Annotated in this window: 13 protein-coding genes; 8 read left to right on the top strand and 5 right to left on the bottom strand. The window is 45.5% G+C overall.

All coding sequences use genetic code 11. The annotated features are described in order from the left end of the window. The first annotated feature begins 531 nt into the window (after positions 1-531). From JJU34_RS09550 to JJU34_RS09515, 8 genes are all read left to right on the top strand, one after another. Positions 532-3,960, top strand: a complete 3,429-nt coding sequence (locus tag JJU34_RS09550; RefSeq protein ID WP_228692130.1) for a hypothetical protein — start codon at positions 532-534, stop codon at positions 3,958-3,960. Positions 3,961-4,004: 44 nt separating this feature from the next. Next, positions 4,005-5,744: a glycoside hydrolase family 3 N-terminal domain-containing protein gene (locus JJU34_RS09545; protein WP_228692129.1), complete on the top strand. Its 1,740-nt coding sequence runs from the start codon at positions 4,005-4,007 to the stop codon at positions 5,742-5,744. 35 nt (positions 5,745-5,779) lie between these two features. Next, positions 5,780-7,054 (top strand): glycosyl hydrolase family 17 protein, encoded by a 1,275-nt coding sequence (locus JJU34_RS09540; protein ID WP_228692128.1) that lies wholly within the window; start codon positions 5,780-5,782, stop codon positions 7,052-7,054. 32 nt (positions 7,055-7,086) lie between these two features. Next, positions 7,087-9,423 carry an MFS transporter gene (locus JJU34_RS09535; protein ID WP_228692127.1) on the top strand — a complete coding sequence of 779 codons (2,337 nt, stop codon included), beginning with the start codon at positions 7,087-7,089 and terminating at the stop codon, positions 9,421-9,423. Positions 9,424-9,425: 2 nt separating this feature from the next. Continuing rightward, positions 9,426-10,310 (top strand): glycosyl hydrolase family 17 protein, encoded by an 885-nt coding sequence (locus JJU34_RS09530; protein WP_228692126.1) that lies wholly within the window; start codon positions 9,426-9,428, stop codon positions 10,308-10,310. 1,046 nt (positions 10,311-11,356) lie between these two features. After that, a complete protein-coding gene (locus JJU34_RS09525) occupies positions 11,357-11,527 on the top strand; it encodes a hypothetical protein (protein ID WP_228692125.1) in 171 nt (56 codons plus the stop codon). Positions 11,528-13,790: 2,263 nt separating this feature from the next. Further along, the gene (locus tag JJU34_RS09520; RefSeq protein WP_228692124.1) at positions 13,791-14,726 is read left to right on the top strand and encodes a hypothetical protein; all 936 of its coding nucleotides are present in this window, start codon (positions 13,791-13,793) and stop codon (positions 14,724-14,726) included. A 1,274-nt stretch (positions 14,727-16,000) separates the two neighbouring features. Continuing rightward, positions 16,001-16,198, top strand: a complete 198-nt coding sequence (locus JJU34_RS09515) for a hypothetical protein (RefSeq protein ID WP_228692123.1) — start codon at positions 16,001-16,003, stop codon at positions 16,196-16,198. A gap of 442 nt (positions 16,199-16,640) precedes the next feature. On the opposite strand, the gene JJU34_RS09510 is transcribed toward JJU34_RS09515, so the two are convergent. The 5 genes from JJU34_RS09510 to JJU34_RS09490 form a co-directional block, all read right to left on the bottom strand. Further along, positions 16,641-17,219 carry a hypothetical protein gene (locus tag JJU34_RS09510; protein ID WP_228692122.1) on the bottom strand — a complete coding sequence of 193 codons (579 nt, stop codon included), beginning with the start codon at positions 17,217-17,219 and terminating at the stop codon, positions 16,641-16,643. Positions 17,220-17,474: 255 nt separating this feature from the next. Continuing rightward, positions 17,475-18,452, bottom strand: a complete 978-nt coding sequence (locus JJU34_RS09505) for a DUF4407 domain-containing protein (protein WP_228692121.1) — start codon at positions 18,450-18,452, stop codon at positions 17,475-17,477. A 30-nt stretch (positions 18,453-18,482) separates the two neighbouring features. Beyond that, entirely contained in the window at positions 18,483-18,767 is a 285-nt protein-coding gene (locus JJU34_RS09500) for a hypothetical protein (protein ID WP_228692120.1), read from the bottom strand. A 107-nt stretch (positions 18,768-18,874) separates the two neighbouring features. Next, entirely contained in the window at positions 18,875-19,912 is a 1,038-nt protein-coding gene (locus tag JJU34_RS09495; protein ID WP_228692119.1) for a WYL domain-containing protein, read from the bottom strand. Positions 19,913-20,059: 147 nt separating this feature from the next. Continuing rightward, positions 20,060-20,362 (bottom strand): hypothetical protein, encoded by a 303-nt coding sequence (locus tag JJU34_RS09490; protein WP_228692118.1) that lies wholly within the window; start codon positions 20,360-20,362, stop codon positions 20,060-20,062. Positions 20,363-20,883: the final 521 nt, after the last annotated feature.

Here is a 20,883-nt window from a genome sequence, read left to right as displayed (position 1 = left end):
ACCGGCTACAGCCACCTGATTGTAAAACTAAGATAACAACGAAAGGAAAACGCACCTTACACTTAAATTGGAGTTTGTGAATACCAGATGGAGCATTCTTTCATTCGATCCATCACATATCAAGACCCGCAAAATAGGGTGAAATTAATTTTTAAATCAAACAGTACCAATAACCGCCTTTCGGGGCTGTTTTTAACGGTCTATGTTCCAGTAGTTGAGGTTTTGTAGTAGCGTAAGGAAATAATTGATGTAATGGTTTTTTTTCATTTACCGCACAATGGCCTCATCTTGAAATTCGGTTTCAACTGCCTGCAAGTCCTTTACAAAAACCTAGAGAGTGGTAATTAAATGCAGGTCAATCAATCAAGGAATTCAAACATAGTTCCAGTTGAAATCGAGCATGACTTAGCCGTCACATACTGGGATGCCCCGATAGCTCGGGGAAACCATGCGACCTGCCAGCCGGTAGGCAGGGATTCCATCCCGATAAACCGGGACAAGTTGTGACCGCTGAAAAACAATTATAGACACATGAAAAACGAAAGCCCTCAATTAAGCCAAACACACCTCAACGGTGAAGTCTATTACCAGATTTCCAACATTGATAAAATGCGGCCATTTTTTATGAGTATCATCAGCAACTCCAACCATTGGCTGTTCATCGGTAGCAACGGTGGTTTGAGTGCCGGAAGAAAGGACCCTGATAATGCCCTATTCCCCTATTACACGGATGATAAAATTATTGAATCTGCTGAGATAACAGGTTCAAAAACCATTTTGAGGGTACAAAAGAATGGTAAAGTGCATGTATGGGAACCTTACTCCATCCATTTTGCAGACCACTTTTACCTCACGCGTAACCTGTATAAAAACGCCTTCGGCAACAAAATTCTTTTTGAAGAAATTAACCACGATTTAGGCCTCACCTTCCAATACCAATGGTGTACCAGCGATCGCTATGGCTTTGTAAAGACCAGCAGGCTAATCAACGAAGAACCAACCGAAACTTTCGTTTCACTCATAGACGGAATCCAAAACATAATGCCCTATGGCGTGGGCAGTGCCTTGCAAAACCAGCGAAGCAATCTGGTCGATGCCTATAAAAGAAGCGAACTTGAGAAGGAAAGTGGCTTGGGCATTTTTGCCCTAAGTGCCATTATCGTAGACAAACCAGAACCCAGTGAGGCGCTAAAGGCCACGGTGGCCTGGTGCTTGGGGCTGGAAAATGCACAGCATCTCCTCTCTTCCATTCAGCTGAAGGCTTTCAGAAACGGCGAAAATGTGAGCCAAGAATCCGATATCAAAGCGGAAAAAGGGGCCTACTTTATCCAAAAGGAACTAAAACTAGCGGCCAAAGAGAAGAAAGAATGGGTGTTGGCCGCAGATATCAACCAAAACGCCTCCCAGATCATCGCCCGGACCAAATCCATCCTCCAGGATCCCCACCTGATGGACAAGGTCAAACAGGATATTGAAGCCGGGACACAACAGCTTATGAGGTTGAATGCGGCAACGGACGGCTTCCAGTTGACTTCCGATCCGCTGAAGGATACCCGCCATTTTGCCAATACCCTATTCAACATCATGCGGGGTGGAATTTTTGACAACAACTACCAGATCGAAAAAGCCGACCTTTTAAACTACCTCGCCAAGGCGAACTTCCAACTCTTTGAGCGGCATAAAGAGACCATCAAGGGTTGGCCCCACCAAATGTCTCTCACTGAACTAAAACAACTGGCGCAGCAACTCGAAGACAAAGACCTAAAGCGGCTGTTGGTTGAATACCTGCCACTCAAATTTAGTCGGAGGCATGGCGACCCTAGCCGTCCTTGGAACCATTTCTCGATCAATACCCGCAACGAAGACGATGGTACAAAGGTGCTGGATTATGCAGGCAACTGGAGGGACATTTTTCAGAACTGGGAAGCGTTGGCTTATGCCTACCCAGCGTTTATCGACGGCATGATTTTAAAGTTTTTAAATGGCTCCACCTTTGATGGGTATAACCCCTACAGGATCACAAAACACGGGATCGATTGGGAAAAGATAGAAGCAGACGATCCCTGGTCTTACATCGGATATTGGGGAGACCATCAGATCGTTTATCTGTTGAAATTTCTGGAGTTTTCAGAAAACTACGCCCCAGAAGGACTGGGTACATTCTTCGACGAGGATATCTTCGTCTACGCCAACGTTCCCTATCGAATCAGGCCCTACGCGGATATCCTGAAAAACCCAAAAGATACCATAGATTTTGACCACCAACTGGATCAGGAAATCCAAGACCGCTGGGCTTCCCTAGGTTCTGACGCCGCCTTGCTTCAAAATAGGCAAGGAACAATCCATCGGGTAAATTTTGTCGAAAAAATACTTGCAACGGTCTTGTCCAAGCTGTCCAATTTTATTCCCGAGGGGGGTATTTGGATGAATACGCAAAGACCAGAATGGAACGATGCCAACAATGCACTGGTAGGCAATGGAGTCTCCATGGTCACGCTGTATTATTTGCGAAGGTTTATGACCTTTTTGAATGAAATCCTTGAAAGCGGTGAGCATAAGGAGTTCAGTGTATCCGAGGAATTAGTCGTCTTTTTTGAAAACATCCAAACAACCCTCCTTCAGAACCAAGACCATCTGGATGGTCCGGTTTCCGACTTGGTTAGAAAAAAAATACTCGACGGCTTGGGACAGGCCGGAAGCAACTACCGAGAGCAGATATACGGGCAATCCTTTACCGGATCAAAAAAGCCTTTGACCAAACAAGCATTGGGCGAGTTTTGCAACCTTTGTCTCAGGTACCTGGACCATACCATCCGGGCCAACAAAAGAACAGACGGGTTGTACCATGCATACAACTTGATGACGGTAGAAAATGAAGCCGAGGTCTCCCTTTTCTACCTAGACGAAATGCTGGAAGGACAGGTGGCTGTATTGAGCTCAGGCTACTTATCAGCCGATGAGGCATTGGCTACATTGGACAGTCTTAAAGCCAGTAAACTTTTCAGGGAAGATCAGTACAGTTATCTACTGTATCCCAACAAGCAACTCCCCGGCTTCCTTCAAAAAAACAACATTCCCCACGCAGAGGTATCTAACTCCGCGCTTTTGACAAAGCTGCTCCAATCGGGCAATAACCACATCATCGAAATGGACGCCAATGGGGGCTGCCATTTCAATGGCCATTTCAAAAATGCCCACGATCTGCGCAAAGCGTTGGAAACATTGGATAAGGCGGAGCTTCAGGTGAGCGGCGAGGACAAGCAAGAGGTGCTGCGGGTGTTTGAAAAGGTCTTTAACCACAAAGCCTTTACAGGAAGGTCCGGAACCTTCTATGGATACGAAGGATTGGGGTCCATCTACTGGCACATGGTTTCCAAACTGCAGCTGGCAGTGCAGGAATGTTGTCTAAAAGCCATCGAAGGCAGGGAACCCGAGGGCTTGGTGGGCAGGCTCCTAGCGCATTACTACGAAATCAGCGAGGGAATAGGGGTTCATAAGTCCCCCACCCTGTATGGCGCTTTCCCGACAGACCCCTACTCCCACACCCCGGCAAACAAAGGAGCCCAACAGCCTGGAATGACCGGGCAGGTGAAGGAGGACATTATCTCCCGATTGGGTGAACTGGGGGTTTTTATCCGAAAAGGCTTGCTTACGTTCAACCCATGCATGCTGAAAAAATCGGAATTTCTAGAGAATGACGCAATTTTCAGCTACGTCGATGTGCATGGGAGACCGCAGGAAATCCCCGTAAAGGGAAAATCTCTGGTATTTACCTATTGCCAAGTTCCGGTGGTTTATCAACTTACCGATGAAAATCGCATGGAAGTGCTCTTGAAAGAGGGCACAAAAACAAGGATCAAAAGCTTGAATCTGGATAAAACGACGAGCGATGAAGTTTTTATGCGAACAGGGAATGTGGTACGACTGGTGGTCTATTTGGATGAAAAAACCCTACGGTAGCCTAGTGGTAAACTATTGAATATGTTTGATTTACGATAACAAAAATGGGCAAAACCGGCAAAAGGAACCCTTTAATCGAAGACAAAGTCGAAGCGCTTTTGACGCAGATGACCCTGGAAGAAAAAATCGGGCAAATGACACAGGTGCGCCATTTTGACGATATCAGCCTTGAGGACATTCGGGAAAGGTTCATTGGCTCGGTGATACATACCCAAGGCCCGTTGCCCGGAAAAGATGCGCTGGAGTGGCAGGCCAAATTTTCCGCATTTCAAAAGGAGGCATTGTCCACGCGGTTAGGTATACCGCTGCTTTTTGGGGTGGATGCCGTGCATGGACAGAATACCTTTGAAGGGGCTACCATCTTTCCCCATAACATTGGCCTGGGAGCTACAGGCAATGTTGAATTGGTGGAGAACGCAGCCGCAATTACGGCCATAGAGGCGAAGGCCACGGGATTTCAATGGGTTTTTTCTCCATGCGTAGCCATACCCTTCAATGAAAAATGGGGGCGGGTCTATGAAGCATTTTCAGAAAGTACCGAATTGACAACCAAGCTTAGCAGCGCGTCGGTACGAGGCCATCAGGGCAGCGAGGAAAACGTAGGCGTGATGGCCACGGCCAAGCATTTTATTGGAGATGGGGCCACGGATTTTGGCGTGGAAGGAGGCCATACTTCGCTCCGTAAAGAGGAAGTCCTTGAGTTCTTGATTCCTCCCTATCAGGCTGCGATCGACGAGGGAGTAGGTGCCATTATGGCCTCTTTCAACACCTTGAACAACATTTCCATGCATGCCCACAAGGCCATGCTGACCGATCTTTTGAAAGAAAGGCTGGCATTTGAAGGTATTTTGGTTTCGGATTGGAAGGCCTATTCCCGGTTTGGTGAAAATGACATCATCCTCGCGGGTATCGATATGGTGATGGCGGTGGATGGGGATCTTGACCTATTTCAGGAGGGGGTAAAAAAGGGCGTTGATCATGGCGATATTCCCCTTGAGCGGATCAATGATGCGGTTCGAAGAATCTTGCGTCAGAAATTCAGGTTTGGGCTTTTTGATCGGCCCTATCCGGACAAGGATCTGATAAATAGGATCGGAATCCCCGCACATCGGTCGGTTGCAAGACAGGCGGTGAGGGAATCCTTGGTACTCCTCAAAAATGAAACCCAAACCTTACCTCTCAGAAAAGACCAGAAGATTGTCGTCGTGGGTGAGTTTGCCGATAATTCCGGGCTCCAATCCGGAGGCTGGACGGTGAACTGGCAGGGGACTACAGAAAACTATCAAGGCGCAACCACGATACTGGAGGGCATCAAAAAGTTTGCTAAAAACGAGGTCTATTATGATCCGAACGGGAGTGCTGCCTATCCGGATGCGGAGGTCGCCCTTATTGTGGTTGGCGAAACTCCCTACGCAGAATTTTTCGGGGATATCGGAGGTGAAATGGATGTATTCCAACATACGCTCACCGAAACCCATCGAAGTTACCTCAGAACCTATGCCGAAAAAGGCATTCGGACCGTGGTGATTTTGATAACGGGTAGACCCTTGGTAGTCACCGATCAAATTGATCAATCCAACGCGTTTGTTGTGGCGTGGTTACCAGGATCTGAAGGAGATGGCCTTGCCGAAGTGCTATATGGTCATTTTGACTTTAAAGGAAAACTCCCCCACTCCTGGCCCAAATCAGAAGCCGATTATTCTGGAAAATACGGCCCGAACGCTTGGGATCCTTCTGCTGACCCACTCTTTCCGTTTGGCTTTGGACTATGCTATCAAAAATAAACGAACCATGTATCCAGCTATAAACCTGCCTAGATATGAAATCGAGACTACTTAAACCGCTCTGCCTTGGAATGGCGCTGGCAGCCGCATTGACCTGCTGCAACCCGAAAACCGAGGAATCATCCGAAAAACCAACAAAACAAATGGAATTGACAGCAAAAGATATTTTGGGAAACCCCGATTACCAGGCAATCTCCTACGAAGGCTACCGTGAAAAATCAAGAGAAATCCAGCCTACTGTAGGCCAGTTGAAAGAAGACGTAAAAATCCTTGCAGCCATGGGGATCAAAATCCTGCGTACCTACAACGTACAGTTTCCCCATGCGGCGAATCTACTCAGAGCCATCAAGGAACTCCAAACAGACGATCCTGACTTCGAGATGTATGTGATGTTGGGTGCATGGATAGACTGTAAAAATGCTTGGACAGACCTAGAACCCGATCATTATGCTGAAAGCGAAGAAAACGAAGGAGAGATCGAACGTGCGGTCGAATTGGCCAACCAATATCCCGATATCGTCAAAATATTGGCGGTTGGAAACGAAGCCATGGTCAAATGGGCCACTACCTACCATGTACAACCTTCAGTGATTCTCAAGTGGGTCAACCATGTTCAGTCCCTCAAGGATTCAGGTAAACTTCCCAAAGACCTTTGGATCACAAGCTCCGACGATTTCTCCTCATGGGGTGGCGGCGATCCGCTTTACCATACCGAAGACCTGAAAAAACTGGCCCATGCGGTGGACTATATCTCCATGCATACCTACCCGTATCACAATACCCACTACAATCCGGATTTCTGGAAAGTGCCCGCCGAAGAAATGCACCTCGATGAAATCGAAAAAGTGGATGCAGCCATGCTTCGGGCGAGGGATTTTGCCAAATGGCAATATGACTCGGTGGCCAACTATATGAAAAGCATCGGTGTAGACAAACCCATCCACATCGGTGAGACCGGCTGGGCCAGTGTCTCCGATGGATTTTATGGCGCGGAAGGCTCCCGGGCTACCGATGAATACAAACAAGCCCTATACTATCAGCACATGCGCGAGTGGACGAATGCCGAAGGTATTTCCTGTTTCTATTTTGAAGCTTTTAATGAACCTTGGAAAGATGAAAAAAACCCGATTGGTCCGGAAAATCATTTTGGAATTTTCACTGAATCGGGGGAGGCGAAATATGCGATATGGGATTTGGTAGACCAGGGCCTATTTGAAAACTTGAGTAGGGACGGGAATCCAATTGTGAAAACCTATGCCGGCGACAAAGCAAAGCTGCTGCAAGAAGTACTCAGTCCACCTGCTAAATAAGTCTTTAAAAACCCTTTAAAACCCCAATGACCATGTCAACAATTACCAATAAAGTTCCGATGGGCCAAAAGATTGCTTTTGGCATCGGCATGCTAGCCAATCAGATGTTCCCGGCCGTATTGGGAATATTTATGGTGGTGCTCGTGCAGGACCTAGGATTTCCCGGTTGGATGTGGGGAATCCTCTTCTTTCTCCCCCGCGTATTTGATTCTATCACAGATCCCATCATGGGATTTATCTCGGACAACACCAAGTCCAAATGGGGGCGACGAAGGCAGTATGTGTTTGTCGGTGCCGTTCTGTTGGGAATTTCCTTCGTCGTGATGTGGCAATTGTATCGGGAGAATGGGGTAGAATACAACTTCCTCTATTTCTTGTTTTGGTCCTTTATCTTCTATCTTGGGTTGACGATTTTTAGTGTCCCCTACGTGGCCATGGGCTATGAAATGAGCAATGACTTTCACGAGCGCACAGACATCATGGCCGTGGCGCAGTGGATTGGACAATGGGCCTGGGTGATCGCTCCTTGGTTTTGGGTGATCATGTATGACCCCACCTGGTTTGAATCAGCGGATGTTGCCACCCGGCAGCTGGCCTTTGGTGTGGGGTTTGTCTGTATGATCTTTGCCCTGGTTCCCGCCATTTTTATCAAAAGCGAATCCACGTTGCATGAAAATTATTCTCCGCTGACTGTCAAGACCATTGGCTCCAGCCTCAAGGAAATCTTGCAGGGATTTAAGGAGGCCTTCACTTCCATCCCATTTCGGAAGTTATGTATTGCCACCTTTCTTATCTTCAATGCTTTCAATACCATCGCTGCCTTTTCCTTCTTCATCGTGGTTTATTACCTATTTAATGGAGATGCCGGGGCAGCTGGGGTCTGGCCTACCCTATTTGGGAGTGTCGGCGCACTGGTGACCACCTTTATCGTGATTCCCATTGTCGCCAAGATTTCCAAAAAGATGGGAAAAAAACGGGCCTTTATCCTATCGCAGGGTATTTCGGTCTTTGGATACATCCTGCTGTGGTTTTTGTTTATTCCCGGCAAACCTTACATGTTTCTTTTTGCGCTGCCCTTCTTTTCCTTTGGCATAGGCAGTTTGTTTACCCTGATGATGTCCATGACCGCAGATGTGATTGATTTGGATGAATTGAGTTCGGGAAAACGGCGGGAGGGAGTATTCGGAGCCATCTATTGGTGGATGGTCAAGTTTGGCTTTGCCATAGCCGGTCTGCTAAGCGGGGCGATTTTGACCGTCGTTGGCTTTGATGCTACCTTGGAAACCCAAAGCGAGGGGGCGGTTTTAGGCTTACGGGCATTCTATTCCGGCCTGCCCATACTTGGCACCTTGGTGGCAATGTATGTGATGCGTGACTATGATCTGACAGAAGAACGATCGAACGAAATCAGGGCGATACTGGATGCCCGCAAAAATCCGGTACCAATCCAACGCACCCCCATTTACCGCAGGAAGGAATCCCTACTCCTTATGGGCCCAAAAACCTTGGACACCGATTTTGTATTTCCTGCGCACCATGCGGACCATGAATTAAAAGCCCAATTCGGCAAAATGCTCCATGCAGGCCTTCACGGAATTTGTTTTAGCCCCTATTTGGAAGGACAAACCATAGGAGAAACATTGTCCGAAGCTCAAATCCAAAAAAGAATGGAAATTGTGGCGCCCTATACCCAGTGGGTCCGCTCATTTTCCTGTACACTGGGACATGAATTTATTCCAAAAACCGCCAAAGCCAAAGGATTAAAGACCATGGTAGGGGCCTGGATCGATCGGGACAAAGAACAGAACGAAAAGGAAATCCAAGCCTTGATCCATTTGGCCAATCAGGGGCTGGTCGATATGGCCGTGATTGGAAATGAAGTACTGCTTAGAAATGAACTGACGGAGGGAGAAGTATTGGCCTACCTGGCCAGGGTAAAAGAGGCATTGCCCGGAATCCCGGTTGGCTATGTGGATGCCTACTACCAATTTAAAGATTCCCCTATGTTGGTGGACGCCTGTGATGTGGTGTTGGTCAATTGCTATCCCTTCTGGGAAGGCAGTCACATTGACCATGCGGCCGCCCATTTGAAGGATATGTACTCCCTGGCGAAAGAGGTGTCTAAGGGCAAAAAGGTGATCATCACGGAAACGGGCTGGCCAAATACGGGAACCGGCAACCATCAGGCGCACCCCTCCTTAGAAAATGCCATGCGTTACTTTATAAACATCCAGAATTGGGCGCGAAAGGAAAAGATCGAACTGTTTTACTTTTCCTCCTTTGATGAATCGTGGAAGGTTGGGCAGGAAGGAGATGTGGGGCAGTCTTGGGGAATATGGGATAAAAATGACGAACTAAAATACAAATAACTATGTCGTTTAAAGCTGACAAAATTTTGACCCTCGCCGGAAAAGAATGGCAGGGCTTATCGTCCAACGAACTTGCGGAAAACTTCCGAGAGACATTGAGCCTGGGCATGCACGGCCTTTGTTTCAGCCCCTATGTAGATGGGCAACAACCCGGAGATCTCCTTACCGAAGAACAAATCCGAAGGCGCTTGGAGATCATACGGCCCTACACCCAGTGGATCCGCTCCTTTTCCTGCACCGAAGGCAACGAACTGATCCCAAAAATCGCCAAAGCGTATGGCATGAAGACGCTTGTGGGTGCCTGGTTGGGAAAGGACGACAAGATCAATCAAGAAGAGATCCGAAACCTGATCAAGTTGGCTAAAGAGGGCTATGTGGACATTGCTGCGGTAGGGAATGAGGTGCTGTACCGAAAAGACCTCACGGAAGATCAACTGCTTGGATGTATTCTCCAGGTTAAAGACGAGCTGCCCACTGTTCCGGTAGGTTATGTGGATGCCTATTATGAATTTGAGCACAAACCCCGTATCACCGATGCCTGTGACATCCTACTGGCTAACTGCTACCCCTACTGGGAAGGTTGCGCCCTCGATTATTCCCTACTTTATATCAAAGACATGTATGCCAGGGCCGTAAGAGCGGGAAAAGGGAAAAAAGTAATCGTCACAGAGACCGGGTGGCCCAGCCAAGGTACGCCGCTCTATGGTGCGGTGCCATCGGATGGAAATTTTATGAAGTATTTTATAAACATCCAAAACTGGTCACGTCAGGAGTCCATTGAACTATTCTATTTCTCCTCCTTCGATGAGTCGTGGAAAGTGGGCACCGAGGGAGATGTGGGCGCGTATTGGGGATTGTGGGATAAAGAGGAACAGATCAAATTTTAGGGTGGAAAAATGGGTAGGTAATCCCTAGCCTATACCAATTCCTACCAACGATCCAGGAACTTTGAATGGGTAACTTGACCTAACAACCGGCCTAATCCCGCAAAACGATGCCGGAGCTAGCGCCCCCTGGCTCCCGGGATTATCTTGTTTTCCGCTAAGATTACAAGGCTAGGCCACTGAACGCAAATCCTTAGCGATCTTTGCGTCACCTTTGCGGTCATTGCGTTAAAATAACTTCCAGAACCAAAAAAATCTTCCAGACTGAAATGAAATTTCAGTGGGTAGGGGGTATTTTTGTATTTGGACCAATTACCTCCAGATAGTCAGTGTGTTCTAGAACATTTTCCCCTGTCTAAAACCATACGCACAGTCTGAGAGGTGCTGATTGAAAAAAGAATCAAAAAATGAGAAGGATCCTATTGAAACCAATAGTAGGAATTGTATCAATGAGCTTGATGTTCATGTGGCTAATGCCCTATGGTACGTTTGACTTTACAGAACTTGGATTCTATATCTGTATCGTCCTCGCAATTTCATTGGAGTTTAGCATTCGGGCTGCGTTGAAAAAATACCAGACGGACTTTTTAGGTAAATTAAAATAGACTCGCCGTGAATTGGGATAAGATTATTCTCTTGATTGGAAGCCTCATCTTTACGTTAGTGCTGATGTCGTTTGGATCTAATGGGTCGTTTGATCCGACGGAGATTGGCTTCTATTCCTCCATATTCGCTGGGATTCTGAATTATTTTCTCTTAAGTTGGTGGTTTCGTGGTCCGTCAAGCCAAAAAAAGCAAGGAAAGAACCAGTGAATCTGATACATTAATTTTGCGTAATGGCCCTCTTTCAGTCGGTTTGAAGATGTCAGGGCTACGCCCCTTGGTTTCCAGTGTTAACTTTTTTACACTACTAAGATTACAGGGCTAACGCCCCTATTCTCGACCCCTGAACTCACCCCGTTGCGAGCGTTGCCTACCTTTTCGGCCATTGCGTTAAAAAAACTTCCAGACAGAAATGAAATTTCAGTGGGTCAGATTTAGATTTGGCTATGAAGTCAAAAATCGAACGAGTCTTTACCATTACACTGGCGTTGAACGCATTGCTCTTGGTGAATTTTATCTTCCAATTGGTTGATATCCATATCCTATTCGTCTTATTGATGTTGGCAATTTGCCTAGGCACCTTCTTGGCTAGAGCCCATTATTACCGGAAAATCTGAAAATAATCGCCCCATTATTCGAGTGTATGCGGAGTGTGAGATTTTGTGGACGATGCAGGACACATCCAAATGCCTTTCCCAATCTGCTACCCCATTGGCTATGAAAACAATCGTAAAAATAGTTTACAGTATTCCGTTCGATATTTTTTTGGTATCCGTGCTGAGCATGTGGTTAATGCCCTATGGAACGTTCAACTACAAAGAGCCTGGGTTTTATATTTCAATCCTCAACGGGGTTATATTGGTTTTGTCTCTCCACTATTTGCTAAAAAGATATCAGAAGGATTATATGGGCAAAATCAAATAAGGCCTTATACCCTTAGCAGCCTTCAAATTCCCTCACCAAGATGTCAGGGCTGATCCCTCAACCCCTTAGCGATCTTTGCGTCACCTTTGCGGTCTTTGCGTTAATAAAACTTCCGGAACCAAAAAAATCGTCCAGACTGAAATGAAATTTCAGTAGGTCGATTTTAGATTTGGGCATTCAGTTAACTTATTTCTAACCAAAAAATCTATATCATCATGAGACAGACCCAAATAACACGCCAAACCCAAATAATAAACTGAAATTTGTTAAATCATGAAGAAAAATTGGGGCTGTTCTTGGCGGAGCTAGTGGTTTTATAGAAGGAGCTGCACTAGGAATAGGCTGAGCTAGGAATAGTTGGTTCTTTGTTGTACACTTGCTGGAGACCTTAATATAATGAAGTTTAAAAACTGGAAAGAGCATGTAGTATCACTATTCATTGGGTTGCTGTGTGCATTTACGCTGATGGTATTAAATCCATTGGGCTCGACAAATCCAAATCATTTTGGCTTCTATTGGGCTTTATTTACAGGATTGTTCGTGTCGTTCTCTACTGCTTGGACAGTTAAAAAATTCCAAAAAAACCCTGAGGAATGATCGGATTAATAAAGTACTATTAAAGGTAATTAATAACTTTCCAGTTAAATTATCCGGAAAGTTATTTTTCTCATAGCATTGTAAAAATAAAATTTGCTAAATACACCCTTCGTAACAAAGCATATAGAAGCTCCCTAGTAGTGATAGCTAATCACGGCATAAACATTAGGAGAGTGCAATTGGGTGGATTTGGCCCTAACCTTAGCTTATTCCGGCAAAGAGATGTCAGGGCTAACGCCCCTTCGGTCCCGGTGTTATCTGATCTCTACTAAGATAGCAGGGCAACGCCCCTGAACTCAACCCTTTTGCAATCGTTACGGTGCCGCTACGGCCACTGTCTTTGCGACCGGTCAGACGGTTCAAAACCGTCAGGCCGGTTGTAAACTAAACCCTTGACGGTAAAAGCGTCACGAATGCGCCTGCTGTTGCGGAGGCTGGCGGATTTATCTCCGGCATTTCCCATGGCATTGCATCACAATTGTTAACATCCTGTTTCAGATAAAAAAGATAAAATGGAGCGTTTTAAAAAAAGACTTGCAATAGTCACTTTCTTCTTCATTTTAACTATGATGGCGTTTGCCTCACATGGTTCGTTTAATCCTACAGAAATCGGGTTTTATACATCCATAGGAGCTGGTTTTCTTTTTTACTTTCTTACTTTTTATGGTTTAAGAGCTATTATAATGAAAGGTAAAAAGTAAAAGAAACTAACATTTGGCAGATTAAGCAGAAACACCTGGAAAATAACCATTTCCTTTTTTATAGGAAAAGATTGCCCGTTTATGCTTCCAGATAGAAAACATATCACGCTACTCTACTACCACAAAAAGCGAATCTGTACACTCGATCTAATCAGGCTCCCTGAAAATACCGTTTCAAATTGATTGTAAAACACTTCATCTATATCTAGTGTTATCTGATCTCTACTAAGATAGCAGGGCGACACCCCTGAACTCACCCCTTTGCGATCGTTGCATCTCTGTCGTGGCAGCTGTCTTTGCTACCGGTCAGACGGTTTGGAACCGTCCGACCGGTTGTAAACTAAACCCTTGCCGGTAAAAGTACTACTAAAATTGCAGGGCTAAAGCACTTTACATTAACTCCTTTGCGATCTTTGCATTGTCTTTGCTGACTTTGCGTGAAACCTCACAAATGTAAAGGATTCGGATGCTAGCACCAGGATCTCAGGGCTGATCCCTGAACTCACCCCTTTGCGATCGTTGCGTCAGCTTTGCGGTCTTTGTTTGAAACGCCTTACTCACGCAAAAAAATGTTTTAGACTGAAATGAAATTTCAGTGGGTCGATTCTAGATTTGGATATTCAGTTAAATTATTTCCAACCAAAAAATCTATTTTGTCATGAAACAGACCCAAATTAAAAACTGGAAATGTGTAGTAGTAGGAAACCTGAATAGCAATGGATTCCCAGTCCTATTAAAACAGAGGATGCTTACCATAGCCGCTAGCCTGTTTATGTTTGCATCCTGCGATTCATTTGTTGCCAGCGATGAGCAAATACCACCTTCGAACTTTTCCGCCGAGATCGAGGAATTGACTAAACTCTACTCCAATGGAATAGAAATCGCATTAAGCGCAGTCGAAAACTACACGCCAAACCCAAAATCCATCGACCTCCAAGAGAACAGCGAAAAGCTGTTTACCGAAATTGCGCATGCGATGGCAAAGGATATGATCGGCCTAGAGGGGCACGACAAGGACGAATTCCTATTGGGGATTGAAGGTTTTTGGGGCGGCTCCAACCCTCATGCGCGGACGCGTGTTGATGCCTTTAATTCAGGGGATTATTTTACTCCCAATCAAACAGCGATGCTTGATCCTTTTATCAGAAATGTGGAACTTTCTAATGATCCAATTGTTACTAAAAGCATAGCCCAAGCGTTTCAAACCCAAATAATAAACTCAAATTCGTTAAATTATGAAGAGAAATTGGGGCTATTGAGCGTAAGTACGGGAACATTGGTATATGCAGATTTTGTTCTTGAAGGAGGAATTGACCGATTTAGAAGAATTCTCCTTCCAGAATCAGGAGGGGTATTTCAAGCTTCTGGTTGTTCGGTAAATACCCGAAGCGTATTAGCGGATGGTGTGGTTGGCTTAGTAACTTCCGGTACTGTCGCATGTTATGCTGGGGCCACAGCGGGTACAGTTACTTTTCCAATAGTTGGTACAGTCACAGGATGCGTCAGTGCAGCTGTTGTTGGAGGGGCTGGAGGATTTATTACCGGCGTTACCTATGGCATTGCATCGCAATTGTTAACATCCTGTTTCAGATAGAAAAAGTATGGATCGTTTTAAAAAAAGACTTGCTATAGGCAGTTTCTTCTTCATTCTAATTATGATGGCGTTTGGCTCACATGGTTCGTTTAATCCCACCGAAGTCGGGTTTTATACATCAATAGCTGCTGGGTTTCTTTCTTACTTTCTTACTTATTATGGTTTTAAAGCCATTAAAACGAAAGGCAACAAGTGAACGGAACTGACATTTGGTAGATTAAGCTGAGTTGAAAGTACAAATCTTATCAACTGATAAAATTTGTACTTTCAACTATATAGGGCCGACGTCTCCTACTTGCATTGCCATAGATCTCCAATTAAAAACAATCCCCATTCCGTGAGAAAAACATCCTGAATTAAAAATTACTTCTTGACTGAAAAGAAATTTCACTGGGTCGGTTTTAGATTTGATACACACAATATTTTCAGAGTTCCTGCGCTTTCACTTAGCCGATTGGTTACATGACAAAATTCCAAAAAATACTGCTACACGAATGGTTCGATAGTACGATCGCTTCCATAGGTTTGATGTGGTTGGCCCCTTGGGGTTCTTTCGATGCGACAGGTGTTGGGTTTTATGTTTGCATTGCCGTTTCTATCCTCAGTGTGAAAACAACCCGGTATTTTTTAAAGAGGTACCAAAACGGGTAAAGCGAAGGTAAGATAACTAATCTATCCACCGAGCCGGAAATGTTTCATTGTAAATTTGTGGTAGGACTAACAGTAAATAAAATTTAAATCTGTAAACTTTTTTCAGGACGAGTCATCTTTTGTTTTCTATTAAGATATCAGGGCTACGCCCCTAAACCTAAATCCTTTGCGGTCTCTGCGTCTGTGTTGCGGCCGCTGTCTTTGCTACCGGTCAGACGGTTTGGAACCGTCTGACCGGTTTTCAAACCACAAAAAGATGTCAGAGTTCAAAACAGCTCTGACAGTTTTCAAGCAGCCGTTGCGTAAACGACCTTTCATTGCAACACCTTTGGTGTCGGCAATTAAATAAGCACCAAAGGTGCGGAATCACTAGCCTTGGGCAACGCCCAAGGAAAAATGGGAATGCGCCACCGAAGCGCCAAAGGCGCGGAATCACTAGCCGGATCCATTAACAAAAACGCCCCTCCGCATTAGAAAATTAGCAGGGCCCAGCAGCAAGCAGAGAGATGCCCTAATTCATCTCCATAGGCTTTTACTTCTCAGCGAAATTTGGTCTATCATGAATGACTATCAAGGCCAGTTTATCAAAGGCCTTTATAATTTCACAAGAAAGTAGTTGAAAAATGAAAGATAAGAAAATGAATATCACGGACGAAGAGTTGGACAGGGATATACAGAACCTCTACCTGGATCCAGAAAAAGACCCACACATCGAATTAGTAGGCGACGAGTATTTTTATAAAATCTATGGGAAAGAGTATTACGAAACAATGAAGGCCAGGTTGTTTGAACGGTTTAAAAAGGACGAAAAGCGGAAATAAGATTTGAATGGATGTTTCTATTGCTTTCCCTTGGATATCACTGTTTATCCATCACCTACTAGGACTCTAAATCTATGAGATTCGATCCTTTCCATTTTTCATGTGTCTATAATTGATTTTTCAATGGTCACATGGAATCTCGCATGGCTGATAGTCATCCCAGTGTGTGTCGCTTGCGTCATGCTCGATTTCATCAGTAGTAATCTGAGTTTGCTTGAAAAGTAATTCGGGTCAACGTCACAAATCAAAAAAAACTCCCTCAGAAATAAATCCGGGGAGTACCTATGGGCTACCCAAGGTTGTTCGCCTTGGTCGTTGGATACATTGGCTTGGAATGCCATTCATAGGGGGCGGCTCTTATGGTATGCAAACATACTCCCGCGAAAGACTACCTTGCCTCCCTCGGGGAAAAGGTGCCGATTCCTTGACGCGCAATTCATGACTAGACCGTTTTGGGATGTTTGAAAAGCAACTTTTCTTCAATGTACAGGTCATAGCCCGCTCTAAATCCCGACCGGAAGTACCGTGTAGCCTTTTCCATATACCCTTCTCCGGTCACCGCCAAGTCCCGTTGAAGCATCAACTCCCGTTTTTCCCGCACACATAGATCATACCTGCCTTTAATCCTTCTAAAGGTGTCCGGCGTCTCGGCTTCCAGTCGATCCGTGATGTGTCGCTCCAGTCCGTCGATTTCTATATCCAGATCTTGTATGGCACGTGCGTAGGCTAACCTAAATTCCGACGCGATCTTGTCCAACTGCTCGTCCATTCTACCCAGGTCGTGTAAACTGTATCCTGCCGTCCTACCCATTGCCTCATAGTCCAGACTTAGGATGTCCTGTAGCAAACTCCTCTCGATCTTGGGAGCAGATCTAGTATCCGCCTCGAAAAAGGAGGGGTCCCTGTCCTCGATAAACAAATCTCTCGGAACAACTGGTTTCGCTGGTTCTGTTGCCTGATGAATCGCAGTAGTTTTTGATTCTACAGGTCTTTTTCCGAATAATTTACTGAAAATTGTCATAGCACGTGTCGTTTATAGGTTTTACATTTATTCGATTACAAATCTAGGTTTCATGTGTCTATAATTGTTTTTTAGCGGTCACATGGAATCTCGCATGTAGCATAGTCATCCCAGTGTGTGACGAGTACGGCATGCTCGATTTCATCAGGGAAACCAATTTTCCTAATTTGGCTTGTTGAAGAAGAGTGCCAAAAAATAGTTATCACCCGTGGCACTCCGTCAATGAAAAAATTCAACCACCCATACCCAACCCTCCTACAGAAGGTACTTATATCGCTCGTAATCACTTCCCAGCAATTGACGGTCACGCAAGATTTTTTGCTTTTGCAATCTGTAGGTGTCCAGCCTCTGCCTGCCATATTCTTCCTCCGCTCGTAGGAATTCTTCAAAGAGGCTCTCCCCAACGGAGGCTTTATAAGCCATGAAGTAAACTTCCAACAAAAACACAAACCCAAAGAAGAATGCATATACCGCCATCACCAAGCCATCCGAAAACACAAACTCATGCAGGTCCTTGATCTTGCTGAGCAAAGCATCCGATCGCTTCCCAGCCATACCGGCTGCATAGGCTTCCGCATCGTCCTTTATGGCTTGCTTGTACTGTTCCAGCGCCGCTTCCGCTGCCCTTACCCGCTCGGCCGCCTGATCTTTTTCCCGTTCCTTTGCACTAGCTACCTTGCCAAATCCCCGCTGACCGGTTCCTCCTTTCCCATCTATCTCCTTTTCAAAGGCCAGCGCCCGCTCCCGGTAGTAACGTTCTGCTTCAGACAGCGCAAGTTCCAACTTCTGGATCTCAACTTCCTTTTCTTTTATATACCCATCCGCATAGACTTTCGCCTCGCCCGTACCTTTTGCCTGTCGGTACTCCTCCAAATCGCCTTCAAAAAGGGCCAGATCGATCGCAAGTGATCCCAAAACAGTGGCTACCAATGCAAACCCAACCCTCAGCGTCGTGAGTCCGAAGCCCTTTTCCGTCTTGGGAGTTGCCACAAATGATCGATCTACGAAAAAGATCACCAACCCAAGCGCAGCCGCTATGGCCAAGGACAGCACATGACTGGTTCCCAATAGATAATACGTCAGGTAATACCCGGAAAATGCCCACAGTCCAACCGGAATTAGGATCAGCGTACCTAGTATCATAATGCGCTGACGGCTTATGGTTGGTTGACTGATCGCTAGTTGATAGTCATACCCAAATAGTTTGCAGAAGATTTTCATAAATACTGTCATGGTCGTAAAATTTAAAGGTGATAAACTAAGTTAGACTTCTTTTACAGGGATCGGGTAAAGCCGATGCCCCTCCGAATGGCATTCATCGCATAGAGTCACCAAAAGCGTCAACGGATACTCCCAAGGAGATTTCCATGCCCCGGAGCTTCTGTCGCGGTGATACTGCCGATGGTGAACCTGCAGGGAATGCTCGCTACCGCAGCAGCGACACCGATGTCCGTCTCTATCGAGCACTTTCTCCCTAAGCAATTGCCACTGTGGGTCCTGAAGACCCGCGGAGTAGCTTTGTTTCTCAGTCAGTTGCGTAGTTGTCATGATTGGCCTCCTTTCTTTTTCCTGTTTGACAATGCAAAAAAATACCCCAAGTAGGAAGTCTATCTTCCTACTTGGGGTATTTCGGGAAAATTAACGTGAAAAACGCCCTACTCGTAATTGGAAGCCATTTTATTAATGATCTCCTTCAGCTTTTTTCTCACCTTTTCAGGTGAAATTACCTTCACTTTATCACCATGAGACAGTAAGATGGCATAAAATTCATAATTGGGTTTTAATAGGAACCGTATTCGGTGCCAGCCTGGGGTATCTGCATCGACTGACAACCTTTTTTGGGAATCATGGATCGGCTTAGAATTGAGATAGGGAAAGCGGGAAGGATCGACTTCCAGGAGAATTTCCATCGGTTCCTGGTCCGGATCATTGATTACCCCCACGATGTCCTCAAAAAACTCCTCCGGCTGATCGCCGGGGTAAGGCTCATAGGGATACTTGGATCGATCGACCTGTTTGATCCGATCCAACGGAAAAGTGGTGCAAGTAGGAGACCGTCTCGTTTTACCCAATAAAAACCAGCGACGGTTATATTGCTTCAATAGGTAAGGAGAAACGTGGTGTTCCACCGGATTTTGACCAAACTGTTGATAGGTTAGTTGAAGCGGTTCTTTTGTTTCGATTGCTTTGTACAACCGTTCGATCCAATCTGCGCCGGTAAAGTAGTCTTCGTGTTCAAACCGGATTATGGGGTGGCTATCGACATGCCGTATATCCGGAATATCATGGAGTTGAGCGATTCTTCCAGAGAAATCTTCAATCCAGCCGTCGAAATGCATCCCCTTAAAACGCCGTAGAATAGCAAGCGACTGCCGTAGCTGTGTCACATCTTGGTCTGTCAGGGGCCGCTGACTGATGGAGAAACCGGGATCTTCGTATTGGTAAAAGTGTTTGGTCTCTCCCGGAAGCTTTTCATGCATGATCGGAGCTCTGTATCCCGCCTCTGATTCTAAAAACATCAGGTCATTCTTGATCTGCTTGGTGGATAAGGTAGGCCGATCGATTTCATCGATTTCAAAAATAGCCTTTGTACACTCCTCGGCTAAATCATACACCGTATACTTTCTGGTTCTGTCTCGTAGACAGCGATCAAGGACCCGGTATCGGACTTCTGCGAATCGGTTTTTGGGCATGTTTGGAAACTTGGGAAAAACAAGCGTGCGAAATTGGCATCACAAGATGTCGATATTATGCGAAAACCCAAAGTTTTAGATTGCATAAATGGCCCCACCGGTCTGACGGTTTTAAACCGTCAGACCGGTGGGATTAACTTTGGCTCATCAGCCTGGATCAAAAGGTGCGATATTGATGATCCGTCCATAGGCTATTTCCATATAGCCAATTAGTTGCGTACCGGATTCCTCTAATAGAATAGTTTCGATTACCCTTTCGGCCAATTCTCCGGCAAGGACCTTTCGTACTTTGTCCGCACCTTGGTGTTGAAAATAGAGCGGCAGATAAGGGTAGTTTTTGTGCGGTGTTTCTTTAAGGATAATTTTATCTCCGTCGACTGATTTGAGGTCTGAAATGTTGATAAACACCTTCGCCGGTTCAAGGTGTCTGATTTGAAACTCGAACTTCATATGTTCGGGTTTCCAAGAGCTTGTGTTGACAGTATATTTCATTGGGCTTGTTATGTTTTATGATTAAAATATTAGTTCAGATAGGTTGCTGTTGGGATTTTTGCTTTAGGATACTATTTTTTAAAATTTCGCTTTTTCCTATTCGGTGGATCCGGCGATAAATTCTCTAATTAGGATGATGGTTGCATACGCAACTGTTTGACCTGACAGGTTATAGCCGTCTGATCAAAGTAAGCATAGCATACCGCAATGACTTCTTGGCAGACCTTTGAGGTTTATTAAACCTCGAAGGTCCTGAGCGTATGTTTCCTGAGGTAGCGGTAGCTTAGATTATTCGTTGACCCGATGCCCACCCGCTGCCTGGCCCGTCGCTAAAACCAGCCTAAGGGCTGATTTCTTAACGCTCCGTCCTCCTTATTGTAGTGGACAGTGTCCGCCTGGGAGGATAGCCTCTCCCGAGCAGCGAAGCGAATCGGGATGACTATTGGGCAGGTGTACAGCTTCGTTTTATAGCTTTTGGT

Origin of the sequence: Lunatimonas sp., from assembly GCF_020832325.1 — a bacterium.
GTDB lineage: Bacteria > Bacteroidota > Bacteroidia > Cytophagales > Cyclobacteriaceae > Lunatimonas.
The sequence above is the reverse complement of the archived record's forward strand: the minus strand, read 5'-3'. Positions and strand labels throughout refer to the sequence as shown.

Coding starts and splice junctions, on each gene's coding strand:
- JJU34_RS09550 (WP_228692130.1), top strand. CDS start 532: ATGAAAAACGAAAGCCCTCAATTAAGCCAAACACACCTCAACGGTGAA.
- JJU34_RS09545 (WP_228692129.1), top strand. CDS start 4,005: ATGGGCAAAACCGGCAAAAGGAACCCTTTAATCGAAGACAAAGTCGAA.
- JJU34_RS09540 (WP_228692128.1), top strand. CDS start 5,780: ATGAAATCGAGACTACTTAAACCGCTCTGCCTTGGAATGGCGCTGGCA.
- JJU34_RS09535 (WP_228692127.1), top strand. CDS start 7,087: ATGTCAACAATTACCAATAAAGTTCCGATGGGCCAAAAGATTGCTTTT.
- JJU34_RS09530 (WP_228692126.1), top strand. CDS start 9,426: ATGTCGTTTAAAGCTGACAAAATTTTGACCCTCGCCGGAAAAGAATGG.
- JJU34_RS09525 (WP_228692125.1), top strand. CDS start 11,357: ATGAAGTCAAAAATCGAACGAGTCTTTACCATTACACTGGCGTTGAAC.
- JJU34_RS09520 (WP_228692124.1), top strand. CDS start 13,791: ATGAAACAGACCCAAATTAAAAACTGGAAATGTGTAGTAGTAGGAAAC.
- JJU34_RS09515 (WP_228692123.1), top strand. CDS start 16,001: ATGAAAGATAAGAAAATGAATATCACGGACGAAGAGTTGGACAGGGAT.
- JJU34_RS09510 (WP_228692122.1), bottom strand. CDS start 17,219: ATGACAATTTTCAGTAAATTATTCGGAAAAAGACCTGTAGAATCAAAA.
- JJU34_RS09505 (WP_228692121.1), bottom strand. CDS start 18,452: ATGACAGTATTTATGAAAATCTTCTGCAAACTATTTGGGTATGACTAT.
- JJU34_RS09500 (WP_228692120.1), bottom strand. CDS start 18,767: ATGACAACTACGCAACTGACTGAGAAACAAAGCTACTCCGCGGGTCTT.
- JJU34_RS09495 (WP_228692119.1), bottom strand. CDS start 19,912: ATGCCCAAAAACCGATTCGCAGAAGTCCGATACCGGGTCCTTGATCGC.
- JJU34_RS09490 (WP_228692118.1), bottom strand. CDS start 20,362: ATGAAGTTCGAGTTTCAAATCAGACACCTTGAACCGGCGAAGGTGTTT.